General features: G+C 35.6%; 24 protein-coding genes. 1 reads left to right on the top strand and 23 read right to left on the bottom strand.

What is annotated here, in order from left to right:
- Positions 1-168: 168 nt before the first annotated feature.
- From gndA to IV57_RS05430, 14 genes are all read right to left on the bottom strand, one after another.
- Entirely contained in the window at positions 169-1593 is a 1425-nt protein-coding gene (gndA, locus tag IV57_RS05495) for an NADP-dependent phosphogluconate dehydrogenase (RefSeq protein ID WP_057880497.1), read from the bottom strand.
- Between the two features lie 71 nt (positions 1594-1664).
- Positions 1665-2231: a YceD family protein gene (locus IV57_RS05490; RefSeq protein WP_057880496.1), complete on the bottom strand. Its 567-nt coding sequence runs from the start codon at positions 2229-2231 to the stop codon at positions 1665-1667.
- Positions 2231-3331 carry a nucleotidyltransferase gene (locus IV57_RS05485; RefSeq protein WP_057880495.1) on the bottom strand — a complete coding sequence of 367 codons (1101 nt, stop codon included), beginning with the start codon at positions 3329-3331 and terminating at the stop codon, positions 2231-2233. The genes IV57_RS05490 and IV57_RS05485 overlap by 1 nt, the downstream gene beginning before the upstream one ends.
- A gap of 8 nt (positions 3332-3339) precedes the next feature.
- A complete protein-coding gene (locus IV57_RS05480; protein WP_057880494.1) occupies positions 3340-4071 on the bottom strand; it encodes a class I SAM-dependent DNA methyltransferase in 732 nt (243 codons plus the stop codon).
- Positions 4068-4427: a ribosome silencing factor gene (gene rsfS, locus IV57_RS05475; protein WP_057880493.1), complete on the bottom strand. Its 360-nt coding sequence runs from the start codon at positions 4425-4427 to the stop codon at positions 4068-4070. The genes IV57_RS05480 and rsfS overlap by 4 nt, the downstream gene beginning before the upstream one ends.
- Position 4428: 1 nt before the next feature.
- A complete protein-coding gene (gene yqeK / locus IV57_RS05470; RefSeq protein WP_057880492.1) occupies positions 4429-5031 on the bottom strand; it encodes a bis(5'-nucleosyl)-tetraphosphatase (symmetrical) YqeK in 603 nt (200 codons plus the stop codon).
- Complete coding sequence (locus tag IV57_RS05465; RefSeq protein WP_057880491.1) at positions 5024-5668, bottom strand: nicotinate-nucleotide adenylyltransferase; 645 nt, start codon at positions 5666-5668, stop codon at positions 5024-5026. Before IV57_RS05465 ends, yqeK begins: the two co-directional genes overlap by 8 nt.
- A 17-nt stretch (positions 5669-5685) precedes the next feature.
- Positions 5686-6000, bottom strand: coding sequence for a YhbY family RNA-binding protein (locus IV57_RS05460; protein ID WP_057880490.1), 315 nt, complete (start codon positions 5998-6000; stop codon positions 5686-5688).
- A gap of 10 nt (positions 6001-6010) precedes the next feature.
- Positions 6011-7132, bottom strand: coding sequence for a ribosome biogenesis GTPase YqeH (gene yqeH / locus IV57_RS05455; protein WP_057880489.1), 1122 nt, complete (start codon positions 7130-7132; stop codon positions 6011-6013).
- Complete coding sequence (locus IV57_RS05450; RefSeq protein WP_057880488.1) at positions 7119-7646, bottom strand: YqeG family HAD IIIA-type phosphatase; 528 nt, start codon at positions 7644-7646, stop codon at positions 7119-7121. The genes yqeH and IV57_RS05450 overlap by 14 nt, the downstream gene beginning before the upstream one ends.
- Before the next feature lie 71 nt (positions 7647-7717).
- Positions 7718-8074 (bottom strand): 50S ribosomal protein L20, encoded by a 357-nt coding sequence (gene rplT, locus IV57_RS05445; RefSeq protein WP_057880487.1) that lies wholly within the window; start codon positions 8072-8074, stop codon positions 7718-7720.
- Positions 8075-8109: 35 nt separating this feature from the next.
- A complete protein-coding gene (rpmI, locus tag IV57_RS05440) occupies positions 8110-8307 on the bottom strand; it encodes a 50S ribosomal protein L35 (RefSeq protein WP_025084493.1) in 198 nt (65 codons plus the stop codon).
- A gap of 13 nt (positions 8308-8320) precedes the next feature.
- Positions 8321-8872 (bottom strand): translation initiation factor IF-3, encoded by a 552-nt coding sequence (gene infC / locus IV57_RS05435; protein ID WP_057880486.1) that lies wholly within the window; start codon positions 8870-8872, stop codon positions 8321-8323.
- 254 nt (positions 8873-9126) lie between these two features.
- The gene (locus IV57_RS05430; protein WP_057880485.1) at positions 9127-10146 is read right to left on the bottom strand and encodes an NAD-dependent epimerase/dehydratase family protein; all 1020 of its coding nucleotides are present in this window, start codon (positions 10144-10146) and stop codon (positions 9127-9129) included.
- A gap of 100 nt (positions 10147-10246) precedes the next feature.
- Here IV57_RS05430 and IV57_RS05425 point away from each other — a divergent pair, with 100 nt between their 5' ends.
- Positions 10247-10702 carry a MerR family transcriptional regulator gene (locus IV57_RS05425; protein WP_057880484.1) on the top strand — a complete coding sequence of 152 codons (456 nt, stop codon included), beginning with the start codon at positions 10247-10249 and terminating at the stop codon, positions 10700-10702.
- Between the two features lie 15 nt (positions 10703-10717).
- On the opposite strand, the gene IV57_RS05420 is transcribed toward IV57_RS05425, so the two are convergent.
- The 9 genes from IV57_RS05420 to IV57_RS05380 all read right to left on the bottom strand — a co-directional run bounded on the left by IV57_RS05420 (position 10718) and on the right by IV57_RS05380 (position 21924).
- Positions 10718-11047, bottom strand: coding sequence for a bacteriocin immunity family protein (locus IV57_RS05420; protein ID WP_057880483.1), 330 nt, complete (start codon positions 11045-11047; stop codon positions 10718-10720).
- Between the two features lie 115 nt (positions 11048-11162).
- On the bottom strand, positions 11163-13121 hold the full coding sequence (gene thrS / locus IV57_RS05415; protein ID WP_057880482.1) for a threonine--tRNA ligase: 1959 nt from the start codon (positions 13119-13121) through the stop codon (positions 11163-11165).
- 301 nt (positions 13122-13422) lie between these two features.
- Positions 13423-14331: a primosomal protein DnaI gene (dnaI, locus tag IV57_RS05410; protein ID WP_057880481.1), complete on the bottom strand. Its 909-nt coding sequence runs from the start codon at positions 14329-14331 to the stop codon at positions 13423-13425.
- Positions 14332-14333: 2 nt separating this feature from the next.
- Positions 14334-15704 carry a DnaD domain protein gene (locus IV57_RS05405; protein WP_057880480.1) on the bottom strand — a complete coding sequence of 457 codons (1371 nt, stop codon included), beginning with the start codon at positions 15702-15704 and terminating at the stop codon, positions 14334-14336.
- Between the two features lie 11 nt (positions 15705-15715).
- Positions 15716-16189, bottom strand: a complete 474-nt coding sequence (gene nrdR / locus IV57_RS05400) for a transcriptional regulator NrdR (protein WP_057880479.1) — start codon at positions 16187-16189, stop codon at positions 15716-15718.
- A gap of 21 nt (positions 16190-16210) precedes the next feature.
- Positions 16211-16804: a dephospho-CoA kinase gene (gene coaE, locus IV57_RS05395; RefSeq protein WP_057880524.1), complete on the bottom strand. Its 594-nt coding sequence runs from the start codon at positions 16802-16804 to the stop codon at positions 16211-16213.
- The gene (gene mutM, locus IV57_RS05390; RefSeq protein WP_057880478.1) at positions 16801-17628 is read right to left on the bottom strand and encodes a DNA-formamidopyrimidine glycosylase; all 828 of its coding nucleotides are present in this window, start codon (positions 17626-17628) and stop codon (positions 16801-16803) included. Before mutM ends, coaE begins: the two co-directional genes overlap by 4 nt.
- Before the next feature lie 123 nt (positions 17629-17751).
- Positions 17752-20409, bottom strand: coding sequence for a DNA polymerase I (gene polA / locus IV57_RS05385; protein WP_057880477.1), 2658 nt, complete (start codon positions 20407-20409; stop codon positions 17752-17754).
- Between the two features lie 114 nt (positions 20410-20523).
- A complete protein-coding gene (locus IV57_RS05380; protein ID WP_057880476.1) occupies positions 20524-21924 on the bottom strand; it encodes an MFS transporter in 1401 nt (466 codons plus the stop codon).
- Positions 21925-22038 lie beyond the last annotated feature (114 nt).

Raw genomic sequence — 22038 nt, 5'->3', positions numbered from 1 at the left:
CTAATGATTTTAACATATAGCAAAAATTAAAAGAAGACAAGCTTTTATTTTTATTTCTTTAAAATTGGTTCTTGCGCATATTTTTTTCAACCAATAACAAAACCCCCACTCTACAAAAATCGTAAAATGGAGGTTATTTTAATTAATTTTCATAAATTAAAACAATGATTATTGTTCTTCGTACCAAGTATAGTGGAATGTACCTGGTTTATCGTTTCTCTCATAAGTATGAGCACCGAAGTAATCTCTTTGTGCTTGAATCAAGTTAGCTGGTAGTACTTCTGAACGATATTGATCGTAGTAAGAAATAGCAGCCATGAATCCAGAAACAGGAATACCAGCTTGAACAGCATAGCTAATTACGTCACGAACATCTGATTGATATTCTTTAACGATACCCTTGAAGTAATCGTCTAATAACAAGTTATCTAATTTTGGATCTTTGTCATAGGCATCAGTAATATTTTGTAAGAATTGAGCACGAATAATACATCCAGCACGCCAGATTTGAGCGATTTTACCATATTGTAGGTCCCAATCGTAGTGATCTGAAGCTGCCTTCATTTGGGCAAATCCTTGAGCATAACTGATGATTTTACTGAAGTAAAGTGCCTTACGGATCTTGGCAACTAGGTCGTCAACATCTTTGATAACGGGTTTTGTTTCAGGTGCTGGCAAAACTTTACTTGCATTAACACGTTCATCTTTGTAAGCAGAAACATAACGTGAGTAAACTGATTCAGTGATCAATGATTGTGGAACACCAAGTTCTAGAGCACTTTGTGAACTCCACTTACCAGTACCCTTGTTACCAGCTTTATCCATGATCTTGTTAACGATGTAGTCGTCTGTGCCTTCATCGTCTTTTCTTGTCAAAATTTGAGCAGTGATGTCAATCAAATAACTTGATAGTTCACCCTTGTTCCAATCATTAAAGACATCAGCAATCTTGTTAACATCATTGTTAAACAAGTGCTTCAATAAGTTGTAACTTTCTGAAATAAGTTCCATATCACCATATTCAATACCATTGTGGACCATCTTTACATAATGACCGGCACCATTTGGTCCGATATATGTAACACATGGAGCACCGTCTTCGTCAGCTTTGGCTGAGATTTGTTCCAAAATAGGAGCAACCAAGTCATAAGCTTCTTTTTGACCACCGGGCATCAATGAAGGACCTTGGAGTGCACCAAGTTCACCACCAGAAACTCCCATTCCGATAAAGTTAATACCAGACTTGTCCAAACGTTTGTTACGTTCAACAGTATCTTCGAAGAATGTATTACCACCATCAATCAAAACGTCACCTTTATCAAGTAAAGGTACTAATTCATTGATAACAGCGTCAGTACCAGCACCAGCTTTAACCATCATCATAATACGACGTGGTTTTTCTAGTGAATCAACGAAATCCTCAATTGTATAACTTGGAACTAGTTTCTTTTCTGGATGCTCTTCAACAACCGCTTTAGTCTTTGAACCTGTACGGTTATAGATAGCAACTTCATATCCACGGCTTTCAATATTTAGGGCAAGATTCTTACCCATTACAGCCATACCAATAACACCAATTTGTGGTTTTGCCATTATAATAATTACCTCCGATTTTTGTTCACAGTCTAATCTTAACAAAAAAATAAAAAAGGAGTATATAAAAACTACTCCTCTTCACTATTATTTTTAAATAAATCTTTTAATTTCGCAAATTCTGGATTTACATGCTCTTCTTCTTTTTGTTTTTTAAACTCATCTTCAGAAAGAACTTCCCAGTTTTTACCAGAAGGCATGATATTATCTTGCTCTTCTTTCTTAGTCAAAACTTTTGAAGGAATACTCAACAAAATATTATCAATGATTGATTCATAAACATTGATGGTTGGATTCTCATCATCAATTGTAATAATAACATTACTATCCTCTAGATTTTCTAAATCATCAGTAGCAACATCATCGATGTTATAAGCTTCATTAATTCTGATATCAACCGGCAATTCGACAGGTAATAAACTTCTCGTTGAAGGCACCTTTAAAATTGTCTTTACTTTCACATCAGATATAACTAAGCCATTGTCGTTGAATAATTGACCCTTAACTTCGACTGGAGTGGCATCCAAAATATCTTCTTTTGAACGTGTTTTCAGTTCCTCAGTTAAATCAAGTTTTTCCTCAAATTCAAAAGGTTTGTCTTTATAACGACGAACGTCTTGAACATCCCAATTTAGCATTAATTTACCCCTTTCATATAAGGTATTTTTCCAAAATTTTGTTCCTGATCGGTCACAAGCTGGCGAATTCGATCCGCTCTTATTTCCAAATCAAGTGTTTGTTTTTCATTTTTTCCGACCCGAGTAATTAGAGGTAATTCATTCTTTTTCAAAGAATTTAAATATCTTTGACCAGTTGAATTAAAACCTAATATACGCAGATAAGGATTTTTATAAACATTATTAATTTCTGACTCTTTGACATTCAACAATGTATAGAGCATTAAACGTCTGAGTCGTGCCATAGTATAGCGTTTTGATTTAACTTGTTCAATAAATTGTTCGAAATTATTACTGCTAACAATCTCTTTTTTTAATTTATTCTCCAAACCTTCGACCATTTGATAGATTTGCTGCAGTTCAATCACCGATGAATTAATGATTTGATATTTCAAATATGGAAAATAATCAGACCAAGTAACTACTTTTTGTCTGCTCAAAAATTCTTGCGTCATTTCTGGAGCTAGACCAGTAATTGATTTCTGTTGATGATAAAGTTGCCTGATCTTAGTTGCACTAAAATCATTCGCAGTTCGTTTAATTGTAGCAACTCCAATATCATAATTATGTTTCTGAATTTGTCGAACATAATTCAAACCTAATAATTGATTCGGTAACTTTGAAACATCAATCCCCATTGATCGATAGTAGGCAGTTAAATTATCAGCTGAGTTTTTTTGGTAATCTTGTTGAAACTCACCATCAGCCTGAAGCATTTTTTTGGTAATATCAACAAAATCGACCTGTTCCTCAGTCCCAAAAACTAACGTATCAATGCCTAATAAATGCAATAATTCGACTGCCCCTTTTGCAAAAAACTCGGCTGGTTCAACGGCATATGCTAATGGTAATTCAACTACTAAATCCACACCATTATCGACTGCTAATTGAGCTCGGTCCCATTTATCCAAAATGGCAAAATCACCCCGTTGAACAAAATTGCCAGACATAACAGCAATTAATACATCAGGGTGATATTTTTGTTTGATCGAATCAATGAACAATTTATGACCATTGTGAAACGGATTAAATTCGGCAATAAAACCATAAATGTTTGTCATAAGATCCTCTATTTTTCAGCAGCGAAAAACCAACGGGTTGAATCATCTTTAACTTCAGATTCACCAAAGTCGGAACTCACTTGAACATTTTTAAAACCAATATCTTTTAAGATCATAACAAAGGTTTCAATGGGATAAGTTCTCTCCTTGTGAAGCTCAGTGTTGACCGAATAACCTTGAATTTTCTCATTCCAATTAAAGAAGGTCAATTCATGTTCAATACTGTGCGGATAATCACCTTCAAAACTATTCCACATAAAAGCAGAATCCTCTGTTCGGTGATTAAACATATAACCTGGGAAAACTTCATCCATCTGATACAACGAATGAGCATCAAAAAGATACTTACCACCATCATTTAAATGTTCATAAGCTTGATTAAACGTCACAGCCAATTCATCTTCATCTTTGAGATAACAAATCGAGTCATCAAAACAAGTAATGACATCAAATTTGTCAAAATCAAATAGATCCATCATATTACTGGCTACAAACGGAATTGTTTGTTGAGCTTTTTTAGCTTTTTCATCAGCAATTTTTAACATCTCTTCAGACAAATCAGTTCCAGTTACATCAAATTTATCAGCCAAAAGAATCGTTAAATCACCGGTTCCACAGGCCACATCTAGTAATTTTTTATTATCTGATGATGTTTGATTTTCGACGTACTTGGCCCATCTGGCGTATAGTGAGTCGTCCATCAATTCACTGTAAACACGTGCAAATGAGTTATAGATCATTCTTCAGTTACCAAGTTTGAAATATCAACTTCTTTAGCATTTGACCAAAGTTTTTCCAAGTTGTAGAAATCACGTTGTTCTGCTGTGAAGACATGAATAATAACATCGTGAAGATCAATCAAAACCCAATCAGAGTTACGATTTCCCTCAACGTGTCCAATTTCAACGTCATTTTCGCCGGCTTTGTCCAAAACTGATTGAACAATAGCATCAACTTGGCGTTGTGATCCAGCATCCATGATTACAAAATAATCAGCTACGATACTTACCTCGCTGATATTTAAAACCTTAATGTCATTAGCGTGTTTTTCGTCTGCTGCTTTAACAGCAATTTCCATAATATTTTTTGAGTCCAAATTATAAATCTCCTTTAGTGATCCAATAGTTATAACTAATAAAAGTTTCTGGATAAATTTCTCTATTTTTACTTACTAAGTGTTGCAATGAATGTTTCAATTCGAACGCTACCGCTGAATCAAGTGATTTCTTGGCATAGTTCCGAGCTTCATTGATTCCCGGAAAATCACGTTCTGGTTCGATAAAGTCCCCGACGAAAACACATTTATCCACTTGGGTCATGTTAGTTGATCCAACAGTGTGTCTTCTAACGGCGTTTAGAACATCTTCATCATAGATACCCAACTCGTCTTTAATAATTTCTGCACCGACAATTCCATGCCAGACAGCATTATTATAATTCAACAATTTAGGATCTAAATCATTATTTTTAATGACATCAATGAATTCCTGGTCACTACGTTCCTTAGCATAGTCATGCAGCAAGCCGGCTAACCCAGCCCGAGCTACATCACCATCATATTCAGCAGCTAATCCACGACAAACTTTTTCAACCCGCAAACAATGTGTATAGCGATAATCACTCAAGGTATCCTGCATTCTACTTAAGATCTCATCACGATTCAAATCGCTTTTGATTGTATCATAATTAAAATCAGTCATTGTAAAGTCCCCTATCCTTTATGTACCAAGCGACATCATCAGGAACTAAATATTTAATGGATTTATGTTCTCGAACTCGCTGGCGGATCATACTCGAACTGATCTCCAGTTCAGGAGTATTTACCCAAAGTATAGGATATTTCGACTTTTTCTCAAAACCTTTTCGACAAACTCCAACAAAATGAACCATTTGTACTAATTCATCAATATGTGACCATTTAGGAAGATTCTCCACCATATCACCACCAACAATAAAGTAGTATTCGGTATTAGGGTTCAATTCTTTCAACATTCGAATGGTTTCATAAGTATAACTCACACCACCACGCTTAATGTCGGTCATATCCAGATCAAAGTGCATATTATTTCTAATAGCCAGTTTGATCATATTGACTCGATCATCACTATTGATTTCGGGAATAGTTTTGTGAACTCCACGATGAGGTGGAACTTTGTCAGGTAAAAATAAAACCTTATCTAGACAGAGTTGTTCATAGACCTGTTCACCAATAACCAAATGTCCCAAATGAATTGGATTAAATGTTCCCCCAAGGATTCCAACATGCCTTTTGGGAAAGTTACTATGAAATTCCAATTTTGCTTTAGTTAATAATTGTTTTTGAGTTTTAGTATTCATATTCTCATCACTTAAGTTTAAATATTTTCTAGTTCTAACGAATATTTACGATTCTTGATTTTAGAAGCTTTCTTATAAAAAACCATCTTTGAACCAATTGTTTGAATAGGGACAATGTTTGTATCAAATTCATACAAGGCATCGATTAAATCTTGTGGTTCAACAGCAGTATTTTGTAATAATGAAACTTTGATAAGTTCAGTTCTTTCAATCAATGTTTCAAATTGATTAAGCAAGTTTTCACTGATGCCTTCACGTCCAACTTGTAAAGCTGGTTTCATAGTAGCAGCCTTACTTCTCAAATAACGATTCTTTTTACCTTTAATTATCATTTAGTTCTCCTTAAATAATTGCATTTCTAATTGAGACATGTACACCATCTGGAACATAGGCTTTAACTTTACTTCCAGCAGGAATAGTTAACCAACCCAAACCATAGATAACAATATCTGATTTTTCATGAGCTGAAAAGATTTGACTCTTAAATTCAGGAAATTCTTTGACATCAGTTGGTGGTGCTAGAATATCGCCTAAATGTTTAGCATAAAAATCATCAGCATTTTCAGTCTTAGTTCTGTGTAATGGCAAGCCTTGGTTAACGTAGAAAGTTACGTTTGTTTTGTAATCTAGAAAATCAAATCTAGCTAAACCAGCAACGAAAATTGTCTGACTATCACGCAATTGGAATGTAGCAGGACGCAAAGGTTTCTTAGGTGTTACTGTCTTTAGATCTTGAGCGTTCAAGTAGTGAGCTAATTGGTAACGGTGAATAATTCCGGGAGTGTCGATCAAGTTGTGACCATCATCTAAGGGAATATCAATCCGATCCAAAGTTGTACCAGGAAATCTTGAAGTGGTGATCAAATCTTTTACATCGGAGTTAGAACTAATGATCCGGTTGATCAAAGTTGATTTACCAGTATTAGTTGTTCCAACAACATAAACATCCTTACCATCACGGTATTTTTCAATCATATCCATCAATTCATCAATGTTAGTTCCTTTAACAGCGGAAACCATGATTTGATCAACTGACTTGATACCATTTTCTTTACTCTTTTGTTGCATCCAGTTTAATAAACGATTTTCATTAACTGAGGCTGGTAACAAATCAACCTTATTACCAACGACCAAAATCTTCTTATCACCGACAAAACGTTGTAATCCTGGGATAACACTTCCTTCGTAATCAAAGATATCAACTACGTTCACAACTAGTGCATCCTCATCTGCGATTGAATCTAACAATTTAACAAAGTCATCGTCAGATACATCAACATCCGTGATCTCGTTGTAATTACGCAATCTAAAACATCTCTTACAAAGTAATTCTCTAGAATCATCGTCAGTTTCTGTATATTTTTGTAAAGTTGATGGTTGGATATAACCCGGCTTCTCTTTATCATCTGTTTGAAGTTGGGCACCACAGCCTATACAGTATAATGGTTCATTATTTTCTGTCATTTAATGAATCCTTCCAATATAAATTTTTATCACGTTTTTGCATCGCTTTTAAAATGGGACGTTCAAAAAATCTATTAACTCGCGTTTTTTTGGCATCAGTCTTGATCAATGGTCTGACCAAAACCGTCTTTAATTTCGCCATGTTTCCGGCTAAAACATCGGTCATAACCTGATCACCAACAAACAAGACATTTTCAGGGTTAATATTTTCTTCTTTAATATGACTCATAATCACAAATGGTAAAGGTTTAACAGCCCGAGCCACAATACTGACTGGCAACTCGCTGACAGCCTTCTCCACCCGTTCATAACTATTGTTAGAAACAATCATAACTTCAATATTATTCTGGGCCATTACGTTCAGCCATTTACGAAGTGATAAATCGTATTTGTCACTATTCCATGGCAGCAAAGTATTATCCAAATCTGTCATGATAGTTGTAATATTAAGTTCTTGCAAATCCTTAACACTAATATCAGTTATTTTATCAAGCATAATATACGGTTTAAACATAATTTAATCCTCATCTCTGCTAATTAGTAAAAAAACGTAATTTGGCATTTATCCAAATTACGTTTTTAAATTTAAGCTAAAGCTTTCTTAGCTGTATCTACAAAACTTGTAAATGCTTTTGGATCTTCAATAGCAATTTGAGCCAACATTTTACGGTTGATATCAACATTAGCTAATTTCAAACCATGCATAAGTTTGCTGTAGCTGATTTCATTCATTCTTGCAGCAGCGTTAATTCTTGCGATCCAGATCTTACGGAAATCACGCTTAACTTGACGACGATCACGGAATGCATAACGATATGAAACCATGATTTGTGTATGTGCTGCTTTGAAAGTGATATGTTTTGATCCACGATATCCCTTAGCTAATTTTAAAACCTTTTTACGACGTTTGCGAGTTACTGTTCCACCTTTTACACGTGGCATAATGACTCCTCCTTTTGATTATACAGAATAAATAATTAGTATGTAGCTAACATTTGCTTGATACGTTTCATATCACTTGAACTAACCATACCTGGTTTAGCCAATTGGCGACGTTGCTTCTTTGTCTTACCGTGGAAACGGTGACTTGTGTAAGCGTGCATTCTCTTCCAACCACCATTAGCAGTTTTCTTGAATCTCTTTGCTGAAGCGCGGTGTGTCTTTTGTTTAGGCATGAAAATCCCTCCACTATTTCTTCTTTTTGTTATCTTTAGCGTTAATTGGATCAAGCATCAAAAACATACTACGACCGTCCATCTTAGGTCTTGAAGTTACTGTTGAAACATCTTTTAGTTCTTCAGCAGCTTTATCTAAGACTTTCTTACCTATCTCTTTATGAGTAATTGCTCTACCCCTAAAGCGAAGAGAAACTTTAACTTTATCACCCTTAGCTAAAAACTTACGAGCATTATTAAGCTTGGTATTAAAGTCATTAGCTTCAATAGTCGGACTCAAACGTACTTCTTTTAGACTAACAGTTTTCTGTCGCTTACGTGCTTCACGATCCTTCTTTTGAAGGTCGAACTTATATTTACCATAGTCCATAATTTTGGCAACTGGTGGTTTTGCACCAGGTGACATTAGAACTAAGTCCATATTACTTGTTTCAGCCAAATGTAGTGCTTCTGGTAATGGTTTAACACCAAGTTGGTCACCATTATCAGCAATCAATCTAACTTCTTTAGCACGTATTTGATCATTTAATAATTGTTCTTTTGTTTCTCTTGCTTCTCTTGCTATAAGTAGATACCTCCAGAGTAATTTAACCCACTAAAAAAGCGGGCTGCACAAGCATGCCCACTATATATTTACGCAATCGTATTAACCTAGAGGCAATTGCATAGGTGAGAAGCGGGCGCTTCTGCTTAATCTCAACGCCTACTAATATAACAAAATTATTCATAGGTGTCAATAAACCCTGAAAACTTTGTTAATGACGTTAATTCAATGTTGATAACTTAACACGTTTTTTCAATAAGAGCAATCTATTTGTTTTAAATCAACTGATATTTAATCAGACTATCGACCGCACTTAAGACAGTTTCTTCATTGTTAGATAATGGTTCCCATTCTAAAACTTCTTTAGCTTTTTTATTACTGACGTTTCGATTCATATCTTTTAATAATTTACCTTCACGCGCTTCTTGATTAAAGAATGATCCTAGATCAAGTATCCAATCAGGCATTGATTTATTAGTCACTCTTTCGGACACCTCAGGACGTTTAGTCTTAATTAGTTGTGCTATTTTCTTCATAGAAATCTGACCATCTTCGCTAGCAATAAAACGTTGACCGTCGGCAGTTGGTGTTTCCATAGCTAAAATATGAATTCTCGCAACATCCCTAACATCAACGACATTTAACGATAAGTTGGGGATTCGATTCATTTGACCATTCAATAAATTTTTTAACAAATCAAAACTACCGGATACGTGGTGGTCCAAAGCTGGTCCCATGATGGCAACTGGATTAACAGTCGCAAATTCTAAATTGACATTAGACTGATGAATATAATTCCAAGCTGCTTTTTCTGCCAATAATTTTGATTTTTCGTAGATTGATAAGCCCTTAGTGTTTTCATCAGTCCAATCCTTCTCAGTTGTTAAACCAGACATTTTACTGAAACCAACTGCTCCAAAATTAGATGTCATGACTACTCGTTTAACACCAGTTTTATTGGCCGCCTTGAGAATTCTCAAAGTTCCATCTAAGGCTGGTTTAATAGCATCCTCTTCATTCTTGATCTTGCCAAAAAAGACTGGCGAAGCAACGCTGAAAACAAACTCACGATCATTCATGGCCTCTTCCCAATTGTCATCACTAGAAAGATCGGCCTTGATAAAAGATAAATTATCGATATTTTTAACATTGTTTTCTGTTAATATTTCAATGATTCTGTCTTTACCAGAATCTTTTCGAATGGTCGTTTTAACATCATAACCACGATTCAATAATTGTAATATAATTTGTAAGCCAACAAAACCTGTGCCACCTGTCACTAATGCTTTTTTCATAATTTAGTTTTCCTCTTGATTGATATTATTGTTTTAATTGATTATCATTACTTTAAACCCTAAACCATAGTTCAGGGCAATGCCTAAAAAGGAATTTATTATGGAAAAAACTTATTCTATCAAAGAAGTAGCCGATTATTTCAATTTGCCCATCTCAACGATTCGTTATTATGATAAAAAAGGCTTATTACCTTTTGTTTCTAAAAATGACACAGGTTATCGGGTCTTTTCAGAATCCGATTTTGGTTTTATCAAAACCATTTGTCGCTTAAAGGATACCGGTATGCCAATCAAAGATATTAAAACTTATATCGACCTCTGCATGCAAGGTACCTCAACTATTGGTCAAAGAAAACAAATGCTTCAACGACATAAAGCTAATGTTCTCAAACAACAGCAGCTTTTAACTAATAGTCTCAAAGAAATTGATACAAAAATCAGTCGCTATGATTCAAAGGATTCTTTTAATCTCATCACTGCTCAAATCAAGTTTGTTCAGCACGAAAAAAAAGGCCTCAAATTACGAGATCCTTTTATACGAGATCCTTTTATATAGGAAGAAATAATGTCTTTATAATTTAACAAATGATAACAAGCCAGTATCAACTGCCAACTGATGCAGTTTATCAGCATTGATGCTGTGTTCAGGTATATCGCTTTTAATTTCTTGATAAATATCCTTAAGTTCGTTAGGCAATTGATTGTGATGTGCTTCATAATATTTTGAAACACCGTGCGTTAATTTGGTAATGACTTCGAAATAAACTTTGTCATCATTATTACCCATTAAAGGTTTTGCACATTCAGCAATGATCTTTTGCAAATCGGGGTTATTTTTGACAAGCTGGCTCTCGTAAGCTTTACCTAAAACTTTAATCAAATTATTACTTTTTTCATCCATGATGATTACCCTCTTCGTTATATAAATCCATATCCATTATAGGAATAAACTTTTGCAAAAGATAATTTTTTGCACAAAAAAACTCCATCCATCCGGATAGAGTTTTTCTTTTTTATTAGTTCTTATCAGTAACATCTTTACGACTATAGTTAGCAATATCAGCAACAACAGAACTTACAAACATCTTAGCATTTTCTGAAGCTGAATCTTCCTCACCATATTTTCTAACTGAAACTGTAGCACTTTCAGTTTCGGAATCACCAACAACAACTGTGTATGGAATCTTCATTGTTTGTGAATCACGAATCTTGTAACCCATCTTTTCATCACGGTCATCAACTTCGGCACGGATATTCTTAGCACGTAATTCGGCTAGAACTTCGTTAGCATAGTCTGAGTGAAGTTTTTGGTTAACAGGAATAATACGTACTTGTGTAGGAGCCAACCATGTTGGGAATGCACCCTTGTAAATTTCAATTAGGTAAGCAATAAATCTTTCCATAGTTGAAACGATACCACGGTGAATCATAACTGGACGGTGGTTTTCACCATCAGAGCCAACGTATGTCAATTGGAACTTCTCTGGTTGCATGAAGTCTAATTGGATAGTTGATAATGTTTCGTCATTACCAAGAGCTGTCTTTGTTTGAACATCCAACTTAGGACCGTAGAAAGCAGCTTCCCCTTCAGCTTCGTAGTACTTCAACCCAAGATCATCCATCGCAGCTTTAAGCATTGATTGTGACTTGTTCCACATTTCATCATCATCGAAGTACTTCTCTGTATTAGCAGGGTCACGATAACTTAGACGGAATGAGTAATCTTTGATATCAAAGTCTTTATAAACTTCAACCATCAATTGTAGTGTACGTTTGAATTCTTCTTGAATTTGGTCAAGAGCAACGAAAGTGTGACCATCATTAAGTGTCATTTCACGAACACGTTGTAGACCTGACAAAGCACCAGATTTTTCATATCTGTGCATCATACCAAGTTCAGCGATACGTAATGGAAGATCTCTGTATGAACGGTTGTGGTGGTTATAAATTTGAATATGTGAAGGACAGTTCATTGGACGAAGTTCTAGCATTTCGCCATCACCCATGTCCATTGGTGGGAACATGTCTTCACGGTAGTGTTCCCAGTGACCTGAAGTCTTGTAAGCATTCAAGTTCATCAGGATAGGTGTGTAAACGTGTTGGTAACCCCAAGCAACTTCCTTATCGATGATGTATCTTTCGATCACACGACGGATAGTAGCACCATTTGGCATCCAGTAAGGAAGACCAGCACCAACTTCAGGATCAACGAAGAATAGGTCAAGGTCACGGCCAATTGTTCTGTGATCACGTTCTTTAATTTCAGCACGGCGTTTCAAATCTTCTTCAAGACCGGCTTCCTTATAGAAGGCTGTACCATAAATTCTTTGTAACATTGGGTTACTTGACTTACCTTGCCAATAAGCACCGGCAACTGAAAGCAACTTGAAGTGTTTCAAAGCCTTAAGGTTTGTAAGAATTGCATCATAACCAAAGTCAACAAATCCATCTAATGTGTAGACAGGAATTTGAACTGATTCAATAGCAGCGATTAATGATGATTTGTATGGATCATCTTTGAACATGTCAGCAAGTGCATCCTTGTCCATCATTGATCTTTCGATCTTATCGTTGTTCTTGATAATCTTGTTCATCAAAGCAGTGATCTTTTCTAGTTCATCAACACTGATTTGACCAGCTTTACTATCAGTATCAACGTAGAAACCATCATCGTTAGCTTGTTTTTCACCGAAGTGAAGGTCCTCCTTAAAACTCTTAGCTGCAGCAGCGAATACTAAAGCAGCAGTGTTTCTAAGAACCTTTTGTGCATCTTCCTTATCTTCACCTGAAACGATTTCAATCTTAGCATCTTGCTTGATTGGACGTTCAAGATCAACTAATGTGTCGTTAAGTTTACCAGCAACAGCTTTTTTACCTAGTGATGTGCTAATTGACTTAGCAACTTCTAAAGTAGTTGTGCCTTCGTCAAACTCCTTAACTGAATCATCTGGGAATGTTAACTTGATTTTTGACATAGACTATTTCCTCCTAAAATTTGATAACAAAAAAATACGTCCCTGAAGTATATACACATACAAAATATATGCACATACTTCAGGGACGTATTTCTACGCGGTTCCACCCACATTAAAACTGTATAACAAAAAAGCAGTTTTCTCTCATTTAGCTATAACGTAGCCGACAATTATACAGTTGTAAGTGAAAGTGGTAACTCCAGTAATGGGTAAGCTTTCAGTGACCGTACCCTCCCTGAATAGAACCGAAGTGTTATCTTTCAATGGCTTAATTGAAACATTTATTTTTAGATAATGCAAGTTATTTCTTGAATCTTCTGTTGGGTCCAGTCACGACAACTTCACGTGAAAGGTACTTGACCCGTTCCATGATCCGCTTAGCTTTGACAGGTTCTTCTTCACCACGTTGGTTGATAGACAGGTGTTTTTCCAGTTCTTTCATTGAAAAGTTAGATGAGAAGAACGTTGGCAAATTCTCTTGCATTCGGTACTGCAAAATAACTCCCAAAATTTCATCCCTGATCCAGCTAGACATCGTATCGGCACCAATATCATCCAACATCAAGATTTCGGCACCCTTGATTTTGTTAACTTTTGATAAGACATTATTTTGTCCAATTGAATCTTTCATTTCAACTGCAAAAGTTGGAAAATGCATCAGAGTCGTATGAACGTCATGCTTGAACAATTCATTAGCAATTGCTCCCAAAAGGTAAGTTTTACCAACTCCAAAATCCCCGGCTAAATAAAGACCTGGTGTAAAACCGTCCTTATTTAAATAACTATCGATGAAGTCCAAAGCCTCACCCAACGCACTTTGACGGCCATCACCATTATAATCATCCAATTTGGCACGTCTAATATCAGATGCCATATCCATCAAAACAAAACCAGACTCATATTGATTTCTTTTTTCACGATTTTGAGTCCGAACATTCGGATAATAGGCCACCTCAATATTATGATTACTAACGGTCAATTTAGGGTCATATCCTCGTGATAATTCACTTGTATGGCGTTTATTGTTGTAAAACTCATAAATACTGGCAGCACTGGTGGAAATAGCATTAGGATTAATTCTATCGCTATTCTCCTTTAAAAATTTTTGCACATCGGGATCACTCAAGGCCGCATTAAGCAGTCGACGATAATCCTCTGTTAAATTTTTTGAATTTAAATATTCAGCCAGTCTGTTTCCTAAATTTTCCATACTTAATTATCCTTATTTCTTAGTCGTTTTAACCTGTCTTGCAGATCATTACGACTATTTTGTTGTTCCTGCTTGTCAGGAACCTTCGCCTTAACTTTACTCCAGTCAGTCGCCTGTTCCACTTTACGGGTCTTGTTATTATTATAACGACGTTTGGGATTACGTGGCTTATTTTGAAAGTCCGTGATCCGTTGTAAAGCCTGTTCCGGTGTTTGGACCTTATTCTGTTGCCAGTCATTGGCCATTGTTTCCATCAAAGGCAACGTCAAAGTTGGTGAATTTTGCAGAATATAATAAACCATGATATTCAAAACCGCCGCCGATAAATAAGTTTTCATTGCCATATCACGTAAAGCCCGTGACTCGACAGTCCCGATGAATCCACCACTTTTTTGTTTTTGAGCAGCTAGAAAATCTGCCGGTGTTAGCGACTTAGCTTGCTGTAAAACTAACTGATCTGCCCGATTCAGATCAGTGGTTGAAACTGTTTCAGTACTAACTTCAGGAGCTTGTTTCTTAACTGAAATATTAGCATTCTTTTCAAAACGATCCTGAACTAATTTTTTCAAGCGATCCGGATCAATTTTATTATTGACAATATCACAGGTCTTACCGATCAAGTCGATTAAAGTTATTTCATCTAATCCATAAAAGGCATGTAGATTCAAAATCAATTCTTGGTTTTCTAGCAAGTCATCCGGATGAATTTTAAACAATTGCTGAATGCGATCAGAAATCAATTCCCAATCCAACTGTGAAACCTCTTTTTCATTCAAAGATGGTTTCTTGACCGTTGAAGTAGTTGTGAAATTACCTTGAGCATGCTTCACCTCTGTCGGTGTATTAATCAAATCACTATTACTCAACTGGAATACTTCCAAAAAGTCCTTAGTTATCTCGTGAGAATCCTTTAAAATCAAATCTGAATGAGCATACTTATCGGCTAATAAGCGATATTTACTTTCACCGACTTGTTCATATAGAAAAATACTCATTAAATCATCTCGAAAAAATTCATCTGGTGACAATGGTTCAAAAAGTTGATAAACATAATAGACACCCAGATCATCCTTTTTTTCAAAAGTTCTCATCAATCCCAACGCCTCAGCCTTAATTCTAGCCTCATAAAAACGCTTCAAATCAATACCTAACAGACTCATCAGTTCTGCATGGCTCTTTCTCTGAGTGATGACCTCTTTATTGGGGATTTTTTCCCACAATAAAAGATACAAACTGAAGGCTTCAGTTCCTAAAATTGGTAAATACAGATCTGTTAACACATGACGTTCATCATCATTGAGATGACCATCTGGCAAGCACCAATAGCCTACTAGTGGTGTAAATTTATTTGTTGCAGAATTACTTGTAGACACTGGTTCCCTCCTTATTTCTTATCAATATCGTTTCCATTGGCCATCATTTCATGAACTTCTTGCATAAATCCATTCATATCTTTGAATTCACGATAAACGCTGGCAAAACGGATATAAGTTACATCGTCAACTTTGGATAAAATCTTCATAACATGTTCACCAATAATTTGTGAACGAACTTCACTTTCACCGGTTGCTCTGATCTCATTTTCAACTTTATCAACGATATCATTCATCTGATCCATAGTAACTGGACGTTTTTCGGCAGCTCGAACTAAACCACGAAGTAATTTTTCACGGCTAAATTCCTCACGGTTACCATTTTTCTTGATGACTAAGAGTGGTGATTTTTCTAATCTTTCAAATGTCGTAAATCTAGTACCACAGTTTTCACACTCGCGGCGACGTCTGATGGCACGACCTTCATCACTAGGACGACTGTCAATTACTTTTGATGAATCATGATGACAATGTGGACAAATCAAGGTTCCAACCTCTTTTCCAAATTAAAGTTGTGTTATTAACTTATCAAACTCATATGCAAGCTGTGTTAAATCCCCAGAATTATCAATCACAAAGTCAGCTCGACTCTTTTTTTCATTCATCGACATCTGTGAATTGATTCGCTCCCAGGCAACTTTTTCTGTTAGTTTATTTCGTTTCATTAGGCGTTGCAATTGCGTCTGTGGCTCAACATATAGACTAATTACTCCGTCAAAATATTCTTGATAATGACCCTCAAATAACAATTGGATCTCAAAGATAGTAGTTATTGTTTGTGAGGAATTTTTTACTTCAGTAATTATTTTTAAAATTTCATCTTTAATTAAGGGACGTGTAATTTGATTAAGTTTCTGTAATTGAAGTTCGTCGCTAAATACGATTGCCGCTAATTTAGAACGATTTAAGGAACCATCCGCTTGTAAGACTTTGTCCCCAAATTCAGCAACAATTTCTTTCAAACCAATTGAAGCTGGCTGTACAACTTTTCGGGCCACAGTATCGGCATCATAAACCATATAACCATGCTCTTTAAATAACTCCAAAACAGTTGATTTTCCTGCTGCAATCCCGCCAGTTAAACCATAGATTTTACTCATTTGATAACTTGGCATTTAGGACAAAAATGCGTTCCTCGGCCACCGACCTTGATTTTTTCAATCTCAGTTCCACATCTTGGACAAGGCGTCCCCTCTTTGCCATAAACCTTCAAACTATTTTGCATATTTCCCTTGTGACCAGTGGCATCAATATACGAACGAACTGTTGAACCACCTGAGGCAATAGCCGCTTTCATTTCTTGATTAGAGGCCTCAATAATGTTTTGAATATCCTTATCAGATAAATGATTGGCTGAAGTCTCAGGATGAATTTTAACCTTCCAAAGCACTTCATCCACATAGATATTACCCAAACCACTCAAAACTGATTGATCTAACAAAACTGTTTTGATGTCCTTTCGATGACGCATAATTCGTGGTTTCAGTTTATCAAAAGTAAACCCCTTTGATAATGGTTCAGGACCAAGTTTAGCAATTGACCTATTATCATCTAAATCGTCTGTATTCCATAATTGCATCCGTCCAAATTTTCGAACATCGTTATAAATCATCTTTTGACCATTATCTAATGTAAAAATAGCGTGTGAATGTTTATCAATTGCTGCTGGATCAGCCGAAATTCGATAACGACCTTCCATTCGTAAATGACTAATAATTGTATAGCCATTATCCAAATGAATCAATAAAAATTTTGCCCGACGATCCACATTGGTAATAGTACTTCCGGTCACAAATTCAACAAATTGTTCAACATCACCTGTAATTAAATTCTGATAACGAATCTCTACATGAGTAATCTTGCATCCCTTAACTTGGGCATTTAAACCACGTCTTACCGTTTCTACTTCAGGCATTTCTGGCATATTGTCACCTACTATTTGGTTATTTTTATGATGCCACTTCTCCATAGGAAAGAATTGGTTATTAAGTATTTCTTTCCTGTGCCGAGTTAATTTTTTTGGAAAACAACAGTTTATAAGAAACTTCTATTTTGCTTCATACCAAGTTTTCCCATGTGCCGTTTCAACTTTCAAAGGTACATCCAGTTTTACTGCTGAGTCCATTACGCTTGGAACGAGTTTTTCTAACGTTTCAATTTCAGATTTTGGTGCTTCAAAAATCATTTCATCATGTACTTGAAGAAGTAGATTTGCTTGGAGATTTTCCTTCTTCAACATTTTTTGCATATTGATCATTGCTACCTTAATAATATCAGCAGCACTACCTTGAATTGGTGTATTCATAGCTGTACGTTGTGCAAAGTTACGAACGTTGAAGTTGCTAGCATGAATATCCGGCAAATAACGACGACGGTGCATGATTGTTTCAACATAGCCATTTTCACGAGCATATTTAACAATATCATCCATATATTGCTTAACACCAGGATATTGTTCAAAATACGATTCAATAAAAGCTGCGGCTTGTTTTCTAGTAATACCAATATTCTGTGACAAACCATAATCACTGATACCGTAAACGATCCCGAAATTAGTAGCCTTAGCCTGACGACGCATATTTGGTGTCACTTCATCAGTACTATCAAGTCCAAAAATTCTCATCGCTGTATGAGCATGGATATCATAATTTTCTTTGAAAGCTTCTTGCATATGTTCGTCTCCGGAAATATGGGCCAAAACTCGTAATTCAACTTGTGAATAATCAGCTGAAAAAATCTCCCAATCATCATGTTGGGGAACAAAGGCTTTTCTAATCTGTTTACCTTCATCGATTCTAATAGGAATATTTTGCAAATTAGGTTCAATTGATGACAAACGCCCCGTTTGAGTCAACGTCTGTAAATAAATCGTATGAATCTTGTTATCCGGTTGTACAAACTTCTGCAGACCGACGACATAAGTTGATTGAATTTTAGAAATTTGACGATACTCTAAGACCATTTTAACAACTGGTGATTTATCTTGAAGCTTCTCCAAAACATCAACCGAAGTTGAATAACCGGTCTTAGTTTTTTTGATTACGGGCAACTTCAGATCTTCGAACAATATCACACCTAACTGCTTAGGGGAATTGATATTAAATTCTTTACCAGCTTCTTGATAAATTTTCTTTTCAATTTCAGCTAAACGCGTGGCAAAAGTATTTTCCATTTCCTTTAACTTAGAAACTTCGACCGTAATACCTTTGATTTCCATCTCCGCCAAAACAATCGATAATGGTAATTCAATTTCATCATATAGACTATCTTGATCATTATCCTTCAATTCAGTCATCATTTTATCTTTCAACAGATCAATCACTTGAGCCTGTTGAGCTAAATATTTCAACAACATAGTTTCGTCTTCGGGTACAGCCTTTTTAACACCTTTACCATAGAACTCTTCTTCAGATGGCAAATTAATATTGTAATTCTTGGCAACCAAACCAATATCCTGCTTGTTATCATTAGTATCCAACAAATACGATACTAACAACATATCAAAACTAATACCTGCAATTTCACAACCATACCGATGTAATAGTGCAATTGTACGTTTATTATCAAATAAATACTTCTCTTTAGTTTTATCGGCTAACCAATTCTTTAGGTCGGTATTTTCTAAAATCGAGAAATCAGTTGTTCCAAAATATTGATCTCCATCAGAAATCAATATTCCTACGATTGGTGCGGTATGATAATTGTCACCAAAACCCTCAACTACTAAAGTATGGACTTTGGTACTGTTAACAATCTTTTCCACAGCAGTATTATCAAGTTCTTCTACTTTGATTTCAGCTAATTCTTCCGCCGTACTAGCGTGAGGAACGTCCATTTTATCTAAGAAGGAATTAAAATTCATCTTTTGATAAAATTGCATCAATTCTTCCTGATTGTCCCCACGATACTCTAATTCACCCAAATTCAAGGTTACTGGTGCATCAAGATTAATTGTGGCAAGCTTTTTACTCAAATACGCTTGATCCTTATCAGCAATTAAATGTTCCTTCAATTTGCTTTTTTTCATTTCATCAACATGATCATAAATATCTTCCATACTGCCATATTCATTGATCAACTTGATAGCAGTCTTTTCACCGACCTTTTCCACCCCGGGATAATGGTCAGATGTGTCACCCATTAAACCTTTCATATCGATAATTTGGTTAGGTGTAATACCCAGCTTTTCTTTAACATGTTCTGGTGTATAACTCTCGGTCTCTGTGACACCTTTGACATTCACCTTTACGGTAACTTTATCAGTTGTTAATTGGGTCAAATCACGATCACCAGTAATAATTGTGACATCCATCCCATCAGCTTCCGCCTTGTGGGACATGGTACCGATAATATCATCAGCTTCATAATTGGGTAACTCGTAAGTTTTAATGCCCCGATAATTCAACATATCCTGAATCAAAGGTAATTGTTCCATCAATTCTGGTGGTGTCTTAGCACGGGTACCTTTATATTCCCTAAACATTTCGGTTCTAAAAGTTGTTTTACCAGCATCAAAGGCCACTAAAGCATGTGTCGGTTGTTCATCTTTTAAAATTATTTCCAACATATTATTGAAGGCATACAACGCATTAGTATGAATCCCCTCACCATTGACAAACTTATCTAAAACATTGTGCATTGCGAAGAATGCACGGAAAGAAACACTGTTTCCATCTATTAAAAGTAACTTTTTATTTTTTGACATATATTCTCCAATAAAAACGACATTAACTAAGTCTATTTTAACAAATACCGACCCGTTGTAACAGTTTCCGCAAGACGAAAAAGGCCCTGATTCCAAGCGAATCAAGACACTTTGTTAATTTTGCTTTTTTTCATAACGAAAGTAGGCATAACCTATAGATATTAATACTGATAATGATAGAACAGTTAAAACAATAAAGTCAATTTTAGTACCCATGATTGTGTTTATTACTTCATTCTTAGTTCCACTTGTCAAAGCAACAGCTGAGATAACCACCGACAAGATATTAGTTCCTAAAGAGCCCGCATATTGTTGCATCATACTAAACAATGAGTTTTGATCAGATTTATTTTGCCCTCTAACCTGCATACTACCATCAGATAACGAGACTCCAAATCCCATACTGAAGCCGATTCTGACCAATAAATAAATCATCGTAATACTTATTAAAGTCAAACTTTCACTCTTGAGCCAAAACATAATTGAACCCAGACTGACCAAAATACCGCTGATCAGCAATGGTACCGTTGCCCCACGTCTATCGTACATATATCCTGCCACTGGACCAACTGCTGCACCTAATAATGAACCAGGCAACAACATTAATCCTGCTTGAGCTGAATCGAGCTTTAAAACCGTCTGAGCAAATATCGGTAAAACAAATGATAAACCGATATTAATAAATTGCAGGCTGAAATAGCCATAAAGTCGTAATCGTAATAAAGGAATTTTTAAAATCGAAAAATCGATCAATTGGCGTGAACTTTTGTGGCTATACCAAATGAATAAGTCAAAAATCAATATCGAAGCAATGACCCACATCAAAAATTCCAATGAAATCCACCCATGTCTACCTGCTTGATCAAAGGTAAATAAAATAATTGAGAAAATAGCAGCCAATCCAATGACACTACCATAATCAAACGAAATACCCTTTGTCCCCCGAGCAGTCCCTTGAATAGAGAAGATTCCAATTACAAATAATAAAACAATTAATGGTATTACACCGACAAATATTTCCCGCCAAGACCACAGTCCATTGATAACTCCTCCATAAGTTGGTCCCAAGGCTGGCGCTAAAGAAATAACGACACCCGCTAAGCCAGTATAAACGCCCAATTTCGAAGATGATATTTCTTCAAAGATTAAACTAAACATCAATGGAGTTGATAATCCCGTTGAAACAGCTTGCAGTAATCGACCTGTCATTAAAACCGAAAAATTTGGTGCTATAAGACAAATAATCGAACCCACAAAACAAAATGATGCTGCAAAAATAAAGATTTTTAACGGATCAAATTTTTTCAAAAGATAGGCGGTGGTACTCATAACAATCGTTGTCAGTAATAAATATCCTGTCGTTAACCACTGAATAGTACCCAGACTGACATTTAATTGTTTGACCAAGGTTGGGAAAGTTACATTCATTGATGTTTCAATCAAAATTCCTGTAAACGATAATAATCCCACTGCTAGAATAGACAATTTAACACGTGTTGATACTGAATTATTCACCTTATTACCCCTTTTTTCCAAAATATAAAAAACTAAAAAAAAGCCATGACAATCTGCTCTGCCATAGCTGAATTTTTCTTACTTTTAACTCTACTATTTAAAAAAATATATTTC

This window comes from Companilactobacillus kimchiensis, assembly GCF_001438805.1.
In the GTDB taxonomy this organism is placed as follows: Bacteria; Bacillota; Bacilli; order Lactobacillales; family Lactobacillaceae; genus Companilactobacillus; species Companilactobacillus kimchiensis.
Note: the sequence above shows the minus strand (reverse complement) of the source record. Positions and strands in the feature narration are given on the sequence as shown.